Below are 17395 nucleotides of genomic sequence, written 5' to 3'. Positions count from 1 at the left end.
CATGCCATCCGGGTGGCCCGGTCCTTGAGTTCCTCACTGTACTTGCGTGGTGCTGCCATGCTCTCCATCCTTCACAGGTTCGAGAGCCTCCGACAGACCCGGGGCGGTTCAACCACCAGCCAGCCGCGTACCAAGGTCAGTGCAGCTAGCGTTTGAATTAGGACGCAACTCATCTATCACGGGCGACGGTGCTGCGTCATGCTTATGCCCCTCCTACCTGTTGACGGAATGGTCGGGATATTCAGCGACCGACGCTTGTCAGATCCCCATGGGTCCGTCCGCGTGACTTTTGCGATGGTCAAGGGGCGAGCCGGAAACGGTCGATGTCACCCGGCCACCAGCTCGCAGTGCCCAGCAGCACCGCTAGCGCCGGGACTACTAAGGTCCGCACCAGGAACGTGTCGAGCAGCAAACCGACACCGATGATGAACCCGATTTGCACCATCACATCGATGGACCCGACCATCAGCCCAAACATGCTGGCCGCGAATATCAACCCAGCCGAGGTGATGACCGACCCGGTGTAAGCGACGGTACGCATTACGCCGACCCGCACGCTCCACCTCGTTTCCTCTCTCAGCCGTGACACCAGCAGCATGTTGTAGTCGGCGCCCACCGCCACCAAGACAATGAACGACACCAGTGGCACGGGCCAGGCGATCCCGGCACCGAGGATGTGTTGAAGTACGAGCACACCAATACCGAGAGCCGCCATGTAGTTCAAGACGACGGTTGCAAGGAGATAGACAGGTGCAACGACGGCCCGCAACAGCAGCATCAGGATCAGACCCACGATGAGAAGGGTGGCTATGCCGAGCAGTTTGAAATCGTACGACAACAGTCGCTGGACGTCGGCATTGATCGCAGGAAAGCCCGCAACAGAAGCACGTCCGCCCTCCAGAGTGGTGTTCGGCATCGCGTTCTCGGCGACGCTGGACAGCTCGTTCGCCAGCGTCATTGCATCGGCAGAGTATGGGTCGTAGGCGGTCTGTACCGCATAGCGCACGGTTTTCCCGTCGGACGAGATGAACTGTCGAGCGACCTGACTGAACTGCTGGTCCTTGAACGCATCCGCGGGGAGATAGAAGCCGGTTGCCGAGTCAGAATCGCCGACCTCCCGTGCGGGAGCCCGAAGCTGTGCGGCGACCTGTGCCAGTCCACTGAGTAGCTGAAGGTTGCTGTCCACCAGAGCACCGACTCCGTTCGACAACTGACGCGCGCCGTCGGCAAGTGCGCCGACGCCGGATTCGAGTTGCGAGAGCCTGTTCCCGAGGTCCTGTCCGCCGATGGCTTGTAGTGCAGAATCCAGCGTTTGAAGAGAACGCTGCAGCTGTGCAATGTTGGTCGAGCCTGGCGCACTCACGCGGCCGAGCTGCGCGGCAAAGTCAGCCACCCTCCCAAGCGACTGATCATCCGCGAGTGCCCGGATGTCGGCCATTTGCGCGCGCAGTGCCGAGCACTGCGCGATCTGCTGGCACCACGGATTGTCTAACGCGGACAACGCCGGCGCGACCGCATCTGCCGCAGACTGGGCCCGACGTGCGAGTTGAGACAGCTCGGGCGCTTGCTTGGAAAACTGTCTAAGCCTTGGGGCAGCGTTCGCCAGTTGGTTCACAAGCGGCCGATACTCGTCGAGCTGCGGGCCAAATGACGACACCTCGTCGAGCAACCCCGACAGCGGAGCGAGGTTGGAGGATATCTGGTCTTCTAACAGTGCCAGGCCTCCGGCGAGCTGCTCTGACCCCGTCTTCAGGACGGCCAGATCACCCTTGCGGGCCTGTCCATCACCGGTCTCCTCGGTGATCTTGGTACCGATCTGATCATTCTGCCAAGATAATTGCGCCTGCTCTAGCTTCTCACCGGTCGGCCGCGTCACGCCAATGACCCTGGTCACGCCGGGAATCTGCGCGACGCGGGAGGCTAGCTGGTCGAGGTCGGCAAGGCCTTGAGCCGTGCGCATGTCGTTCTCGGACTCCACCACCAAGAATTCTGAGATGATGATGTCTTTCGGGAAGTGGCGGTTGAGAAGCGCGTATCCTTCGTTGCTCCCTGTGTCAGGTGGCTGCCCCTCGCGATCGTCGTAGGTGATCTGAATTGTTGCGGCGACCATGGCGAGGCCGATCAACACGACCACACTGATCGCGAGCAGAGGGACCGGCCGCCGGATAACCATGACTCCGACTCTTCTCCAGTAATCCCGCGTCAGGTCACGGCGGGGAAGGCCGGCGCCTTTCTTGGCAGCGAAAGAGAGTACGAGGGGCAGCAATGTCACCGTCGCCAAGAATGCGAAAGCTATGGCGATTGCGCAGGCCGGACCCAAAGTGTTAAACACACTGAGCTTGGCGAAGGCCATAGCCAGGAACGCTAGGGCCACAGTGCCCGCCGACGCTAGAACCACGCGGCCGATAGTTGCATTCGCGTGGGCGATAGCGACATCAGGAGAGTAACCCGCTCGAATACCTTCATGATAGCGGCTGATGAGGAACACCGAATAGTCAACTCCGGCACCAAAGATGATGACGGTCATGAACATTGACGTGAACTGGGATACCGGCATGCCCAGCTCGCCCAGTCCAGATAGAACTCCGCGACCCACAGCCAAGCTCATGCCCACGACAAGCAGCGGCATCAGCGCGGTGAAGACCGAACGATAGACGATCAGGAGGATCACGGCGATCAGCAGCACGGTGGCAACAGTGATCAGGACCAGATCCGACTCGCCCACGGCGAGTTGGTCGCTAAAGGTCGCGGGCGGGCCTGTCACACGGACTGTCGTCCCACTGTCACGAAAGATACTCTCAGCGATCTCACGCACCGCTGCGACCGCCTCCGCGGTATCGGGTCCCCCGAGTGTGCCGGCCACTCCCACGGGCAGATACCAGGCTTGCTTGTCTTTGCTGAGAGCCTGACTTGCGGTGAGGGGATCGCTCAGCAGGTCCCGGACAGCGATGACGTGCCTGTCGTCCGCCCGCAGGGTGTCGACAAGCACGTGATATCGATCGCGGGTGTTGTCGGACAGGCCTGCACTGTTCTCCATCACAACGAATACTGTGGTCTTGGCGCCGCGCTCGTCGAAAGATGCACCCATACGGTCCAAGGTCTGAAAAGACGGGACTCCGGCCGGGATCGGATCCACAGATTGTTCCCGTATCACTGACTCCAGTTGAGGAAAGAGAAGGCCTAAGCCGATGGCGGCGCCGAGCCAGACCAGCGTCACAATTCCCTTGCGGCGGAGGGTAAACCATGCAACCCGCTCAAGGGTCGGACTGTACTCGCCGAGTTTCTCGCCCCCTCTCGACGGGCGGGTTCGAATGGGAGACGAACTCACCATGTGCAATATCCTCTCGACCTGAAGTGGGCGACCCAATCGTGCGGACCCGTTTCGCGAATGTCCGTGCGGCGGTGGATGGTTGTCACTTGTGGTGGTGCTCGACCATGTTCTCGACTTCCTCGAGAGTGGTGGGCAGGTGGTATGGCGGAGTGCTCTTGCCTGAGATGCGGTATCGGCCCCAGAAGTCGGGATCCCCGACGACACACTCCGCTCGGCCCTCGGGGGTCGTAAATACAGCGATCGCGCGGGCGCCTTTCAGGAGCCCGTCGAGCTCATCATTCTTCTGAATCCGGCCATACCAGGTGTACAGGCCGTTCAGCGGCTGGAAATAGCCTTTGATCTTCGCTTCGACATGGATCTCCGCCCCGCGGCACACCAGGGTTCCTTCGCCGGAGTAGTCGAGGTCATGGTCGTCAGACATGCAGTCCTACCTTCTTCGCACTGAGCGTTGACAAATATCGCAGTTCGTGGATACTAGCAGTACCAGATACTATGAGTAATGGGTACTGGGCGCCAGGCCCCGACTCCCAGCCTTGAACGACCGAGGAGAAGACATGACCGTGCAGGATGTCCAGATGAACCCCGACTTTTCGAAGGAGGGCATGGCTCGGGTGAACGGGCGTAAGCCCGTCGACATGGAACGATCTGCGGGTCGATTGCTGCGGTCTTCCGCGGAGAAGTTCTACGACGCGGAGATCGACATCGACTGGGAGTCGCCCTGGGAGGAAGGCAAGTGCTTTCTGCCAGAGCATCGAGTGTCGCTATACGGCACCAGGCTGTGGGACAAGATGACTGAGGAGCAGCGTCGCGAGTTGGGGCGCCATGAGATCGTGAGCATCCTCAGTTTCGGCATCTACGCAGAGAATCTGTTGAGTTCAGCGCTTCTGCGCATGTCGGCGAAGGGGGCTTTAACCGATCAGAAGTCTCTATACGCGTTGACAGAGATCGGCGATGAGTCCCGCCATTCCACTATGTTCGCGCGCCTCATCAACAAGACGGGCGTGCCCCCCTACAAGCTTCCTAAGGGCTTCTTGAGCTTCGCGAAGATCCTGCATTTCGTCCCTCTCGGGCCGTCGGTGTCTGGAGCTACGCTGTTGATCGAGGAAATCCTGGACCGCGCCCAGCGCGAGGCGATGAACGACCCCAGTATGCAGCCTCAGCTTCGCCAGCTCATGAAGATCCACGTCCTTGAGGAAGCCCGTCACATTACCTTTGCGCGACTGGAGATGATCGAAGGCATGCAGCGTCGTCGTAAGGCGACGCGCGCTTGGCACCGAGGGGTGCTTGCCGTCATCGCGAACCTGGCGTACCCGCTGCTCATTAATCCGAAAGTGTACCCCGCAGTGGGAATTAGTCGCTGGCGTGGCGTGTGGGCGCAGCAGACCAGCCCAAACTATCGGACCAACCTGCAATTTATGTCGGAGCCCATGATTCGGTTCTTCCATGAGGCGGGAATGTTGGAAGGCAAGTTCACAATGGCCATGTGGCGTGCGACGCGGAGCCTTCCCGACGATCTTCGCTGATCTCCGTTCACGCGGCCGAGCCGTCGTGATCGACATCAGTTAGACCTGTGCGGAGCATTCTCGATGGCTTCGCGATCACTTCCGCCTCAACAGATCACCTGCCGCCACTGTGCGCAGGTGATGTGTTGTGCGATCCAACCTACGAGGGAGAAAGCATAAACATGGCATCATCGACTACCCGGCGCGCCTCGCGCGCAACCGCCAAGACGGATTCAACCAACGACCCGATTTCGACCAAGATTCTGATTATTGGAAGCGGGTTCTCTGGTCTCGGGATGGCCGCGCAGCTTAGACGTCGCGGGTATAGCGATTTTCTGATTCTGGAGAAGGCAAGCTCCGTCGGTGGGACCTGGCGCGACAATACCTATCCGGGCTGTGCATGTGACGTTCCGTCGCTGATGTACTCGTACTCATTCGAGAGTCGAGGTAGCTGGTCGAAGGTGTGGTCGTCACAGCCAGAAATTGAGCGGTATCTACAGGATGTCGCGGATAAGCGTGGCGTGACACAAAAGATTCATTTCGGTCAGAAGTTGGTTTCTGGATACTGGAGCGAGTCGGAGTCGCGGTGGCACCTGCGTACTGAGTCCGGACGTGAGTACATTGCTCAGTTCGTGGTGTCAGGAGTCGGTGCGCTGCATATCCCCAATTTTCCCGAAATTTCGGGGATTGAGGACTTTAAAGGCGAAGCGTTTCACTCCGCACAGTGGGATCATTCGGTGGATCTGGAGGGCAAGCGTGTCGCCGTGATCGGCACTGGTGCCAGCGCTATCCAGTTTGTACCTTTCGTGCAGAAGGAGGCCATGTCCCTCAAGGTCTTCCAGCGAACCCCTGCCTGGGTCCTACCCCGCAAGAATTTCTCCGTTCCGCCGGCCCTGCGGACTCTTCTGAGTAAACTCCCGATTGCACGTCGTATCGCCAGGTGGTCGGTGTACTGGGGTGCGGAGAGCCTGGCCTTCGGCCTCAACGGTCACTCTAACCTCATGCGGCCAATTGAAAAGGTCGCTCGGTGGAACATTGAACGCTCCATCTCTGATCCGGCATTGCGCAAGAAACTGACCCCGTCGTATCGTATCGGCTGTAAGCGGATTCTGGGGTCAAACGACTATTACCCGGCGCTTGCGGCACCTAACACCACTGTCATCAGCGATCGGATTGAGAAGGTGACCGCTGATTCCATCATTTCTTCAGACGGTGTCGAGCATCTCGTGGACGTTATAATTTATGCGACCGGTTTTCACGTGACTGATGGTTTCGATCAGCTCGCCCTGAAAGGTGCCACTGGCGAGGATCTCCCGTCCCACTGGCATCAGACGGGGATTAACACGCACCTGGGCATCACGACCGAGGGTTTTCCCAACCTGTTTTTCCTCCTCGGACCCAACACGGGCCTCGGCCACAACTCAGTGGTGTTCATGATCGAGCAACAGATCAAATACATCATGAAGGCCATCGACACAGTAGAAAGCCGAGGCGCTGAGAAGGTTGACGTACGCCCGTCCGTGCAAGAACAGTTCAACACCGACATCCAGCGGAAGCTGGCCAAGGGAGTGTGGACCAACGGCGGCTGCACGAGTTGGTATCTCGACTCGCAGGGCGTCAACCGGACCGTGTGGCCGGGCTTCACATGGCAGTACTGGCGCGCCACGAAAGATTTCGAGCCCGCCGAGTACGACATCGCCTGAGCCCGAACGCACGGAGAGACACGATTCGAAGAGATGGTGGGACGACGGTGAGCAGTTCTAATCGGCATGACTATACCGGCAAGGTGGCAGTGATCACCGGTGCCGCGTCAGGGATCGGTCGGTCTCTGGCACTCCAGTTGGCGGAGCGAGGTGCCGCACTGGCACTGTCCGACATTGATGAGATGCACTTGAAGGAGACTGCAGAACTTTGCCGCACCACGCATGGGGCAACGGTAACCGCCGCCGTACTAGACGTTGCGGACCGCGCTGCTTTTCAGGACTATGCCGACGGAGTGCGGTCAGAGTCGGGCCACGTCGACATGGTGTTCAACAACGCCGGCGTGGCCTTGGGCGTCGACGTGGTCGACATGAGCTGGGAAGACTTCGACTGGCTCATGGGCATCAACTTTGGCGGAGTCGTTAACGGGTCGAAGGCGTTTCTGCCTCACCTGATCGCGTCCGGGGACGGACATCTCATTAACACGTCGAGCGTCTTCGGCTTGATCGGAATCCCCAGCCAAAGCGCCTATAATGCCGCGAAATTCGGCGTCAGAGGCTTCACCGAGGCGCTCCGACAGGAGATGAAAATCAGTCGATACCCGGTCACAGTGACATGTGTGCACCCGGGGGGTGTAAAAACCAACATCGTCAACAATGCCCGAGGCGTTTCCGCCATGGGGGCAGACACCGCGACTGTCGCCTCGCTGTTCGACAGGATCGCACGAAGCACCCCGGATAAAGCAGCGGCGACAATCCTCAAAGGTATGGACAAGAAGAGAGCGCGAGTGCTGATCGGTGCGGACGCCCGCGGTTTCGACTTCGTGGCACGGGTGATCGGTCCCCGCTACCAGGACATCGCGGCGCCACTGACACGAGCGGGTTACGCGGTCGCACGTAGACAGGGGATCCTCAAGTGACCGTCGAACCCGATTCACGTCCGGCTGCCGCGGCGGCCCGCTCACGCACCTTAACCGTCTCGGAAGTGATCCAGGAAACGAAAGACTCCGTTACCATTTCGTTCGAAATCCCCGACGCCATGGTCGAGGAATTCAAGCATACCCCAGGGCAATTCATCACCGTCAAGATCCCATCTGATCGGACCGGTCATGTCGCACGGTGCTACTCATTGAGCAGCTCGCCTCACGTCGACGACTTCCGTCTCGAGATCGGCATCAAGCGGACCGAGAACGGTTACGCATCGAACTGGCTGTGCGATAACGCGATTACGGGAATGGAATTGACCGTCCTCCCGCCGTCAGGGCATTTCACGGCGAAGAATCTCGACGTTGATTTTCTATTCTTCGCAGGAGGAAGTGGGATCACTCCGGTCTTTTCGCTGATTAAGTCGGCACTTGTGTGCGGCGGGGGCGAGGTCACACTATTCTACGCGAACCGCGATGCCGAGTCGATCATGTACGGGGGGCAACTGACGCAGATCGTCTCCGAGTTTCCTGAGCGTTTCACCGTCTTCCATTGGTTGGAGTCGGCTATGGGTATTCCGACGCCTCAGAATGTCGAGTCCGCCATACGTGAGCACCGCGGTGCACAGATCTTCACCTGTGGTCCGGCGCCGTTCATGGATCTGGTGCAGAAGTCGGCGGAGGCCTGCGGTGTCGAGCACTCCTCGGTACATCGAGAAGTCTTCCAGTCACTGACCGGGGATCCGTTCGATACAGCCACGATGCGTCAGCTTGGTGACGACGACGGTGTGGCGACCGCTACGGTCTATCTGAATGGGCAGTCCATCACGACTGAGTGGCCGCGCAACACGCCGTTGCTCGACGTGCTACTGGCCCAAGGCCACAATGCCCCGTACTCCTGCCGAGAAGGAGCCTGCAGCGCGTGTGTATGCAAGCTGGTCGAGGGTGATGTAGAAATGGCCCAGAACCACATCCTCGTTGAGGGTGATGTTGCCGACGGTGAACGGCTCGCATGCCAGGCACTTCCGCTGACGGATTCTGTCACGGTGAGCTTCGATGACCTCTGAGTTTGCGAGTGCGTCGCGAGGATCGCGTGACCTCGAGGTCCTTTCCTCCGACGGGACCAAGTTGTTCGCTCAGGAATTCGGTCCGGGCCGGGATGCTCCGCTCCTAGTCTTTAGTCACGGCTGGGCTTGTCAGGGACGTTTCTGGCGTCCGCAGGTCGAGCAGTTCGCGGCGACGCATCGGGTGGTGGTCTACGACCAACGCGGACACGGGTTGAGCGACCGGGGCCGGGTACCGTTCTCGGCGAAGCTCTTGGCCGATGATATGGAGGCCGTAGTCCGGGCAGTGGCGACTCCCGCCGACAAGGCTGTCGTGGTCGGACACAGCATGGGAGGCATGTCCATCATGAGTTGGGCGGCTGAGTACCCCGCCTCGGTTTCGGAGCTGGCCCGCGGAGTAGTACTGGCAAGCACCGGGCCATCACAGTTGGTGGATCGGTCTACATTGCTCAAGGTTCCCCGACAGCTACGACCGAGACTTGAGCGGGCCTTCGCGGCCAGTCTTGCAGTCGCCGGACCCGAGATGCAGGGGACGCGTTTGTCTCGCCGCCTGATTCGTTACGGAACCCTGGGCCCGGGCGCGACTGCCGAGGTAGTCGACGAGTGCGCCGACATCGTGTTGCGATGCCCACCACAGGTGCGCGGGATGTGGGGTTCAGTGTTGGCGACAATCGACGTCAGTAAGGGGGTTGACTCGCTGGAGGTGCCGGCGACGGTCATCGTAGGTGATGCCGACAGACTGACCCCAGCGACCCATTCAGTGGATCTCGCAGCGCGCCTGGGTCGGAAGGGCGTTCTATTTGAATTCACTCTTCTTGACAAAGTCGGTCACATGTCCAACCTAGAGGCCGTCGAAGACTTCAATTCAGCCGTGGCCAGATTAGACAAATCCGCCTGACGCGGGTCTCGTCGACCCAACCCATGTTCACTGGCTAGTGCGTCACTGGCGCGACAAGTCAGCCATCCTGATAACGTAGGAGGTCATGTCTGTAGTCCGTCGCATCTCCGCGGCCCCGGTGAAAGTGCAGCGACGTGTGCGCGACGCTCGAAGCACGCGCTGGGACGACCACCGCGCCGTCGTCAAAGCTGAACTCGTCGATGCAGCGATACGCGCGATCGAAAAGTTCGGCGATGCCGTGAGCATGGACGATTTTGCGGAAGAGGCTGGTGCGTCGAAGCCTAAGCTCTACCGCCATTTCGGTGACAGGGCTGGGCTCTACTCCGCCGTGGCAGCCCGTCTGGGTTCTATGATGTGGGAGTCAGCGCAGTCAACTCTGCTCTCCGGACAGGCAGACAGCACCGTCGACGAACTTTTCCGTTCAGCGGTGTCCGCATACGTATCCTTGGTTGATGAACATCCAGCGGTCGTCCGTTTCCTCATGACGAACCACATGTTCCAGTACTCTGAGTCCGGCGAGGGTGGGGCCGCAGATCAGCTGAGATCGGCAATGGAGATTATTTCCGACGAGTTCGCTCGTGGCCTCCGAGAGGTCGATGCCGAGGAGTCCCCCGTCGCCGTAGCAGTAGCCTCCATTCTGGGGGCTGGCCTATCAGCGACCCAGTGGTGGATCGATCACGGTCGGCAGAATGGAATGAGCAGGGACATGTTTGCCGCGCACCTGTGCCAGACCTCGTGGGGGATCATAGACGGCGCTGCAGCCACAGTAGGCGTTCGATTCCATAGGGACAGGCCCTTAGGCGACCCTGGATTCGCCACTCGCCTCGACGCCGTCTGATCCCCTTCGTACGGGTGGTCCGCCCTGTGTCACGCACGCGGCAGAACTGCTCACACAAACGGAGCGCATTTCACAATCCTGACTGCTGGCTGTCATGGGGGATCATCCTTGGTCGCCGCTCATCTTAGTAGCGGAGCGCTACAGACGGTACTGTTGACGACAGTGCCACAGTCGTGGCGGCACTCATAAGGCCCCCCTCGAGCCTTCCATCGGTACCGCCACTGGCAGTTTCGTTCTGTTACCGACGGTATTGGTGTGCAGTCAGAGGTTCTTGATTTGGTTTCGTAGGGAGTGGCCAGGGTGGAAACCATCGATTTCGACGATGTTGACCCGAGGCGGGTTCGGTCGCGTCAGCGTTTGTTGGATGCTGCGGTGACCTTGCTGAACAGTGGCGGGGTCGAAGCCGTTACCGTGGAGGCGGTCACTCGACTGTCTCGTGTTGCTCGCACCACCTTGTATCGTCACTTCGAGAGCTCCACAGATCTGGTGGCGGCTGCCTTCGAGCGATTGTTGCCTCAGGCCGAGACCCCCGAGACGACGACGTCGATCCGTGATGACCTGCTGAAGCTGATGCAGCGGCAGGCTGAGCTTATTGAGCATGCACCGCTGCAGTTGACGACGCTGGCATGGTTGGCAATGCTTCCCGAGCAGCCCCGGCAATCCGGGCAATCCGACGGGGATCAGAACGCGCTCGCGCCACTGCGTCGTCGAGTCGTCGAGCAGTATCGAGAACCATTCGATCGAGTTTTGACGAGTGACGTGGCCACGGCTGAGCTCGACAACTTCGATTTGACCATGGCTGTCACCCAGCTCGCGGGCCCGCTGATCTTTGCCAAGCTCACGGGCATTCGGTCGATGACCGTTGGCGATCTCGAACAGCTTGTCGACGATTTCCTCATGGCCCACCGGCGACACCAAACCTCCTGACCTCCTTCCCCATCTACGGTACTGCTAGTACCGTAACGATACCGTCGGTTTCGTAGACGGGCTGGGTCGAGGGTGAGGTGCTGCATATGGTGGTCCAACGTCCAAGTGGTGGGCGCTTGGCGGCGCGCCGGTTGGCGGAACGCAGCGAGTACAGCACGACATTGGGGCGGTTGGCACGGTTCACCTTGGCGCACAGATTCCTCGTCATCGGGGCGTGGGTGGCTGTGGGTATCGTCTTGGCGATTCTGTTTCCCCAGCTGGAGACGGTGGTGCGGCAGCAGTCTGTTGATCCGATCCCTGCTGGGGTTCCATCGTTTCAAGCACTCGATCAGATGGGTGGTGCGTTCGGTGAGAAGGGCGCCAAGACCACTGTTTTCGTGACCATGGAGAACCCGAACGGGTTCACCGACGTGGCGCGGGAACGCTACGACATGCTCGTTCTGCAGCTGCGCGAAAATTTCGACGATGTGCAGTCAGTGCGGGATTTGCTTTCCGATCCGACGACGGCCGGCCAAGCCTTGAGTGAGGACGGGCAAGCCTGGTACCTGCCTGTCGGGGTCACCGGAACATTGGGAGGGCCAACGGCCACGCATGCTGTGGAGACCGTGCGCCAAACCGCGCAGCGCGTGTTTGACGGTACGGGCACCACTGTCCATGTCACCGGGCCGACAGCCACTTTCAGTGACCAGATCGTCAGTGCTGAAAGCGATTTAGTCGTGATCACTCTGGCGACGGTGGCGCTTATCGCGATCATTCTGTTGATCGTTTACCGATCGCTGTTCACCGCGCTGGTGCCGTTGTTGGTGATCGGTGTCAGCCTCGGCGTGGGCCGTGGCATCTTGTCCGCACTCGGCGAACTCGGTATGCCGGTATCGCAGTTCACCGTCGCGTTCATGACCGTCATCCTGCTCGGAGCCGGGGTCGACTACTCAGTCTTCTTCATCAGTCGCTATCACGAACGGCTACGCCAGGACGCCACCACCGAGGTTGCGCTCGTGGACGCGACAGCAACTATCGGACGGGTCATCCTGGCTTCAGCTGCCACGGTGGCGCTGGCCTTTTTGGCGATGGTCTTTGGTCAGCTGAGCGTGTTCTCCACCTTGGGTCCGGCATGCGCGATCGCCATCCTCATCGGATTCCTCGCCACGGTCACCCTGCTACCACCGGTGTTGCTGTGGGCGGCACGATTCGGCTGGGGCGCACCCAGGCGAGATCTGACCCGAAAGTACTGGAATCGCGTCGCCGTGCTCGTCGTGCGGCGTCCTGTGCCGCTGCTGGCACTAACCCTGGTCGGGCTAATCGTGCTTAGCGTCTTCGCGACGGGCATCCAGATCACCTTCGACGATCGTGAGGGGCAACCCGCGACAACCGACAGCAACGAAGGCTACGCGTTGCTCGACCGTCATTTCCCTCAAGACGTCACTATCACCGAGTTCCTCGTCGTAGATGCACCGATCGATCTCCGTACTGCCAGCGGGCTGGCCGATCTTGAGCAAATGGCCTCACGTGTATCCCAGATCCCCGGAGTGACTCGAGTCATCGGCGTTACCCGTCCCACCGGGGACAAGCTCGAGCAAGCCGAGCTGTCCTGGCAGAACGGCCAGATCGGGAACCGGCTGGCGGGTGCGGTCGACGATGGCCAGAACCGCCGCGGTGACCTCGAACAGCTCCGTACAGGCGCATTCCAACTCGCCGACGGGCTTACTCAGCTCGACACCCAGGTACGCACCAACTTGGCCCCCCTGGCCGGCATCCTCGATCAGGCAAGCACAGCCGGGCAGCAAATTCAGCAGTACCAGCCACTACTACGCCAACTCGCCGCATCTGCACCAGCGCTCGATCGCGCTTCTCAGAATGCCCCACAGCTGGCCGCGCTCACCCGCCAAACATCTGCAGCCCTGGCAACAGTGACCTCGATCCTGCCCATCCTCGATAATGCGCCCTGGTGCACCCAAGTCCCGCAGTGCGCAGCTCTGCGCGCGCAGACCCGCAATCTCGACGCCCTACTGAGCAACGGGACCCTCGACCAGATCGCCACGCTGTCAACACAACTCGCGCAGCTGGATACACCGATCTCAACAGTCACCGACCAACTCACTTCCACCGTCAACTCACTGGGCTCCACGCTGGGAAGCATCAGCAGCCAAGACCTTCCCGGCAAGCTCACCCAACTGCAAACAGGTATCAGTCAACTCGCGGCGGGATCACGCCAACTCGCCGCCGGTGTATCCGCGCTGATCGACAGCAACCTTCAACAACTCGCCGGGATGGCCGCGCTAGCCACACAACTACAAACCTCCGCCCGCGAGACCGCCGGAACAAACTCAGCAACCGGCTTCTACCTCCCACCTCAGGCCAACGCAGACCGCCGTTTCGTCGACGTCGCTCGCCAGTTCGTCTCGCCCGACGGCCATACCGTGCGCTACGCAATACAAACCAGCTTCGACCCCTACAGCACCGAGGCCATGCAACTGGCCGACACAATCACCGATGTCGCACTCGCCGCCAGACCGAACACAACCCTGCAGGACTCCAACATCGCGACAGCCGGGTTCCCCGCCATCAACGCCGATCTGCAACGTCTACTCACCGAAGACTTCCGACTCCTAGCGTTGGCCACCCTCACCATCGTCGGCCTGATCCTGATACTCCTACTCCGAGCACTCATCGCGCCGCTATACCTTCTGGGCACCGTCATACTCAACTACACCGCGGCACTGGGTATCGGCGTCCTGATCTTTCAACACATCCTCAAAACCGACATCGCCTGGCCCGTACCACTACTGGCCTTCATAGTCCTCGTCGCGGTCGGCGCCGACTACAACATGCTTCTCATCTCTCGCCTACGCGAAGAATCCCAAAACAACATCCGCATCGGCGTCCTGAGAACCGTCACCAACACCGGATCAGTCATCACCTCGGCCGGCCTCATCTTCGCTGCCAGCATGTTCGGACTCATGGCCGGATCCATCTCGATCATGACCCAGGTCGGACTCATCATCGGCATCGGCCTGCTGCTCGACACCTTCATCGTCCGCACCATCGTCGTGCCGACCATCGCCACACTTGTCGGCAGAGCAAGCTGGTGGCCGAGTACCCGAACCGACACGCATCCAGCGTCCCGCTAGTACGCACGCACGTGCCGAGATCTGACCGGCCCCGCCAGTCATCCAGCCATCGCGCCCACCTCATCGACTGACACCCGCTCGACGGTCGGCCGCGGCACCACACCCGACCCACGTGCGAGCGCCCCTCGCGTCGTTGACGCTGGTAGAACTCGCAGGAGGGCCCGTCGCGGCGTTGGGGACTGTCGCTGATTCGGTGTAAGTGGTTTTGATCGCCCCCGGCGTGGGGCAGGAGGAATCACGACGATGACCGACACAATCGGGGGCGTGGATGCCCCGGTGGCAGGGCCGGTTCAGACCGGTCAGGAACACGATGTCACCACCGCGGATGCGGTGCGTGAGCTCTCGAAGGCCGAGCAGGCTTTGGTGAGCGATCTGGTACGTAGCTCACGCGCTCAGGGAGTGGCTCTGACCGGTCCTGACGGGCTGCTCAAAGCGCTGACCAAGAGCGTGCTCGAAGCCGCGCTCGATGAAGAGATGACCGAACATCTTGGCTATGACAAACATGACGTGGCCGGCCGCAACACCGGCAATTCACGCAACGGCACGCGCACGAAACGGGTCCTGACCGACGCGTGCGGGCAGGTGCCCATCGAGGTGCCCCGCGACCGCAACGCCACCTTCGACCCGGTAATTGTCGGTAAGAGCAAACGTCGCGTCACCGATGTGGATCGGGTAGTGCTGTCGCTGTATGCCAAAGGCCTCACAACCGGCGAGATCTCAGCGCATTTCGCCGATGTCTACGGTGTCAACGGCGGCTGAAAACTGACCCCTTATCGACGGTTGAATTTTGACCCCCTTTGGTGTGGTTACTGGTCGGTGTTGACGAGTTCTCGTCGGGCTTTGGTGCGGTAGGAGTCGCCGTCGATAGCGATGACCTCGGCGTGATGGACGAGGCGGTCGATGAGTGCGGCGGCGACGACGTCGTCGGCGAAGACTTCGCCCCAACGGCCGAATGGCATGTTCGAGGTGATCAGAATCGAGCCTTGTTCGTAGCGACTGGCAATGAGTTGGAAGAACAGGTTGGCGGTGTCGGAGTCGAATGGGAGGTAGCCGATCTCGTCGATGATGATCAGTCGGTAGCGGCGGAGCCGTTTGAGTTCGGCGGCCAGGCGGCCGGTGGTGTGTGCCTCGGTCAGGCGGGTGGCCCATCCGGTGGCGGTGTCGAAGAGCACGGGGTAGGCGTTGTGTGCGGCTTTGATCCCGAGCGCGATCGCGAGGTGGGTTTTTCCCACCCCGGGTGGTCCGAGAAGGATCACGTTGTCGCTCTTGGCGATCCAGGTGCTGGTGGCCAGGTGGGCGATCACATCACGACGCAGTCCTGGAAGGTGGTCGAAGTTGAAGTCCTCGAGTGTTTTGACCGCAGGGAAGCGCGCGCCGCTGATCCGCAGCATGGTGCCGTTGGCTTCGCGTTCGCTGACCTGGCGGTCAAGAATCGCTGCGAGGTACTGCTCGTGGGTCCAGTTGTCGGTGCGGGCCCGCTCGGCCAATTCCGCCCAGCATCGGCGGATCGCTGGCATCTTCAACGCCCGCGCCGCGAACTCGATCTGTTTACCTGTTTGATTGTCGGACACAGTCTTTCACCTTTCAATGCTGGTGGATGTGGTGGGCGGGTGAGCTTGGGGCGGGGTGGCAAAGTTCACCCCGAACAGCTCGTCGTAGTCCGGTAACGCCCGGATCGGCACCTCGTGGCCATCAGGGTGGGCGCGGATGCGGGCGGCGTTTCGGGCCCGGTTGGCGAGGTCTTGGCGGCGGTAATCGCGGCGCAGTTCTTTGGCTGCTCGCACGTGCTGAGGGTCGGCGATGGTGACGTGGTTGGCCCAGCTGCGCGCGTGGTCGGCGACGGTGACCTCGCCGCAGAGGATGCGCACCTGCTGCAGGTCGGCAGTGATGTCGACGAACCGACCGATCACCGACGGGTGCACCGAATAGTCATTGCCGGCTACACGTACGTAGTAGTCGCGACCGAGTCGCACCCGGCTACTCAAGCCGATATGCGGTGCGGTCGGAGGTAGGCCGGTCATCTGCTCGAGGTCCTCGGCGAACACGTCACACGGGCGTCGATCACCGATCGCGCGCACCACTCGGGTGTTGGCATGATCGGCCAGCCACCGATCGAACTGGGCGGTGAAATCGGCCGGTGAGCTGAACTGGCGGCCCGGCAGGAACGAGCTCTCGAAGAACCGGTTGTTGCGTTCGACCATGCCCTTGTACTCGGGGTCTCGCGGTGGCGCCAGCTCCAGCCGCGTACCCAACGTGCCCACGAAGCCGGCCGCCAACGCGGTGGGTGTGCCCTTGGGGCCGATCGCGGCTTCGCGGTCCCACACCAGTTTGCGGGTCACCCCGCCCAGTTGCGACAGCAGCAGCCACATTCCCGTCAGGATGTCTCCGCCCTGGCGAGACGGGATCATCACCGCCGACCGGTACCGGGAGAACGCCAACGTCATCACCAACACCGGTAGCATGGCGAACTGATTGTGGCTCAGAGGGATTCGGTAGTCCGGAAACCACAAATCCCACTGTGAACAGCCGCCGGGCTGATAGATCACCCGATCGGCTGGATCTACCCCACGAAACTCTGGACGAATAGCCCGGACCCGGTCTTTGAGGACCGTCAACGACCTCGTCCACCCAACCCGCTCGGCGATCACCGTCGCCGGCATCGTCGGATACTCCCGCAGCAACGCCCGGATCTGCGGTTCGAACGCGTCGACCGCCGAGCCCGTCGCCGGCCGCGAGTACTTCGGCGCGGTATCCGAAGCCAACGCCGCACGAACGGTGTTGCGGGCCACCCCCAACCGGCGCGCGATCTCCCTGATCGGCACACCCTCACTGCGATGCAAACGGCGGATCTCTGCCCATTGCTCCACTGAAATCACCCTCCTAACAAGACGGGGGGGTCAAAATTCACCCGTCGTCAGGGGGTCAGTTTTCAGGCGTCGTCAACATACGGTGCGTCGGTATCGAAAGACACTGAATCGCCCCGGGTTTGCTGGAGGCTCGGTTAGTTGGTTCCAGCGTTTGCGGGGACCGGGTTCTCACGGTAGCTGGTGACGGTGTGGGTCGACCAGTAGGCGCTCTCGTACT

The 17395-nt window shown here is 60.8% G+C and carries 12 protein-coding genes and 1 pseudogene; 9 read left to right on the top strand and 4 right to left on the bottom strand.

What is annotated here, in order from left to right; translation table 11 throughout:
- Nucleotides 1–298: 298 nt before the first annotated feature.
- Together FFS52_RS22475 and FFS52_RS22470 are read right to left on the bottom strand one after the other, a co-directional pair.
- On the bottom strand, nt 299–3331 hold the full coding sequence (locus FFS52_RS22475) for an RND family transporter (protein ID WP_014928953.1): 3033 nt from the start codon (nt 3329–3331) through the stop codon (nt 299–301).
- Nucleotides 3332–3413: 82 nt separating this feature from the next.
- A complete protein-coding gene (locus FFS52_RS22470) occupies nt 3414–3752 on the bottom strand; it encodes a DUF4873 domain-containing protein (protein WP_004021766.1) in 339 nt (112 codons plus the stop codon).
- A gap of 133 nt (nt 3753–3885) precedes the next feature.
- Here FFS52_RS22470 and FFS52_RS22465 point away from each other — a divergent pair, with 133 nt between their 5' ends.
- The 9 genes and pseudogenes from FFS52_RS22465 to FFS52_RS22420 all read left to right on the top strand — a co-directional run.
- Nucleotides 3886–4854, top strand: a complete 969-nt coding sequence (locus FFS52_RS22465) for a diiron oxygenase (RefSeq protein WP_004021765.1) — start codon at nt 3886–3888, stop codon at nt 4852–4854.
- A gap of 161 nt (nt 4855–5015) precedes the next feature.
- The gene (locus FFS52_RS22460) at nt 5016–6536 is read left to right on the top strand and encodes an NAD(P)/FAD-dependent oxidoreductase (protein ID WP_004021764.1); all 1521 of its coding nucleotides are present in this window, start codon (nt 5016–5018) and stop codon (nt 6534–6536) included.
- A gap of 47 nt (nt 6537–6583) precedes the next feature.
- A complete protein-coding gene (locus FFS52_RS22455) occupies nt 6584–7453 on the top strand; it encodes an SDR family NAD(P)-dependent oxidoreductase (RefSeq protein ID WP_004021763.1) in 870 nt (289 codons plus the stop codon).
- A complete protein-coding gene (locus FFS52_RS22450; protein WP_004021762.1) occupies nt 7450–8523 on the top strand; it encodes a ferredoxin--NADP reductase in 1074 nt (357 codons plus the stop codon). Before FFS52_RS22455 ends, FFS52_RS22450 begins: the two co-directional genes overlap by 4 nt.
- On the top strand, nt 8513–9418 hold the full coding sequence (locus FFS52_RS22445; protein WP_004021761.1) for an alpha/beta hydrolase: 906 nt from the start codon (nt 8513–8515) through the stop codon (nt 9416–9418). Before FFS52_RS22450 ends, FFS52_RS22445 begins: the two co-directional genes overlap by 11 nt.
- Nucleotides 9419–9503: 85 nt before the next feature.
- Nucleotides 9504–10256: a TetR/AcrR family transcriptional regulator gene (locus FFS52_RS22440; RefSeq protein ID WP_004021760.1), complete on the top strand. Its 753-nt coding sequence runs from the start codon at nt 9504–9506 to the stop codon at nt 10254–10256.
- Nucleotides 10257–10556: 300 nt separating this feature from the next.
- A complete protein-coding gene (locus FFS52_RS22435) occupies nt 10557–11183 on the top strand; it encodes a TetR/AcrR family transcriptional regulator (RefSeq protein WP_004021759.1) in 627 nt (208 codons plus the stop codon).
- 86 nt (nt 11184–11269) lie between these two features.
- A complete protein-coding gene (locus FFS52_RS22430) occupies nt 11270–14311 on the top strand; it encodes an MMPL family transporter (protein WP_033206569.1) in 3042 nt (1013 codons plus the stop codon).
- 243 nt (nt 14312–14554) lie between these two features.
- Nucleotides 14555–15061 (top strand): annotated as a pseudogene (locus FFS52_RS22420) (transposase); the annotation flags it as partial.
- A gap of 56 nt (nt 15062–15117) precedes the next feature.
- Here FFS52_RS22420 and istB read toward each other — a convergent pair.
- Both istB and istA read right to left on the bottom strand, forming a co-directional pair.
- Nucleotides 15118–15882, bottom strand: coding sequence for an IS21-like element helper ATPase IstB (gene istB, locus FFS52_RS22415; RefSeq protein WP_004021756.1), 765 nt, complete (start codon nt 15880–15882; stop codon nt 15118–15120).
- Nucleotides 15883–15888: 6 nt separating this feature from the next.
- A complete protein-coding gene (gene istA, locus FFS52_RS22410) occupies nt 15889–17187 on the bottom strand; it encodes an IS21 family transposase (protein ID WP_165629285.1) in 1299 nt (432 codons plus the stop codon).
- Nucleotides 17188–17395: the final 208 nt, after the last annotated feature.

It is taken from the genome of Gordonia sp. ALPHA1B1 (assembly GCF_005502615.1).
Taxonomy (GTDB): Bacteria; Actinomycetota; Actinomycetes; order Mycobacteriales; family Mycobacteriaceae; genus Gordonia; species Gordonia hongkongensis.
This window is presented reverse-complemented; position numbering and strand designations above follow the sequence as displayed.

Coding starts and splice junctions, on each gene's coding strand:
- FFS52_RS22465 (WP_004021765.1), top strand. CDS start 3,886: ATGACCGTGCAGGATGTCCAGATGAACCCCGACTTTTCGAAGGAGGGC.
- FFS52_RS22445 (WP_004021761.1), top strand. CDS start 8,513: ATGACCTCTGAGTTTGCGAGTGCGTCGCGAGGATCGCGTGACCTCGAG.
- FFS52_RS22430 (WP_033206569.1), top strand. CDS start 11,270: ATGGTGGTCCAACGTCCAAGTGGTGGGCGCTTGGCGGCGCGCCGGTTG.
- FFS52_RS22460 (WP_004021764.1), top strand. CDS start 5,016: ATGGCATCATCGACTACCCGGCGCGCCTCGCGCGCAACCGCCAAGACG.
- FFS52_RS22475 (WP_014928953.1), bottom strand. CDS start 3,331: ATGGTGAGTTCGTCTCCCATTCGAACCCGCCCGTCGAGAGGGGGCGAG.
- FFS52_RS22470 (WP_004021766.1), bottom strand. CDS start 3,752: ATGTCTGACGACCATGACCTCGACTACTCCGGCGAAGGAACCCTGGTG.
- FFS52_RS22440 (WP_004021760.1), top strand. CDS start 9,504: ATGTCTGTAGTCCGTCGCATCTCCGCGGCCCCGGTGAAAGTGCAGCGA.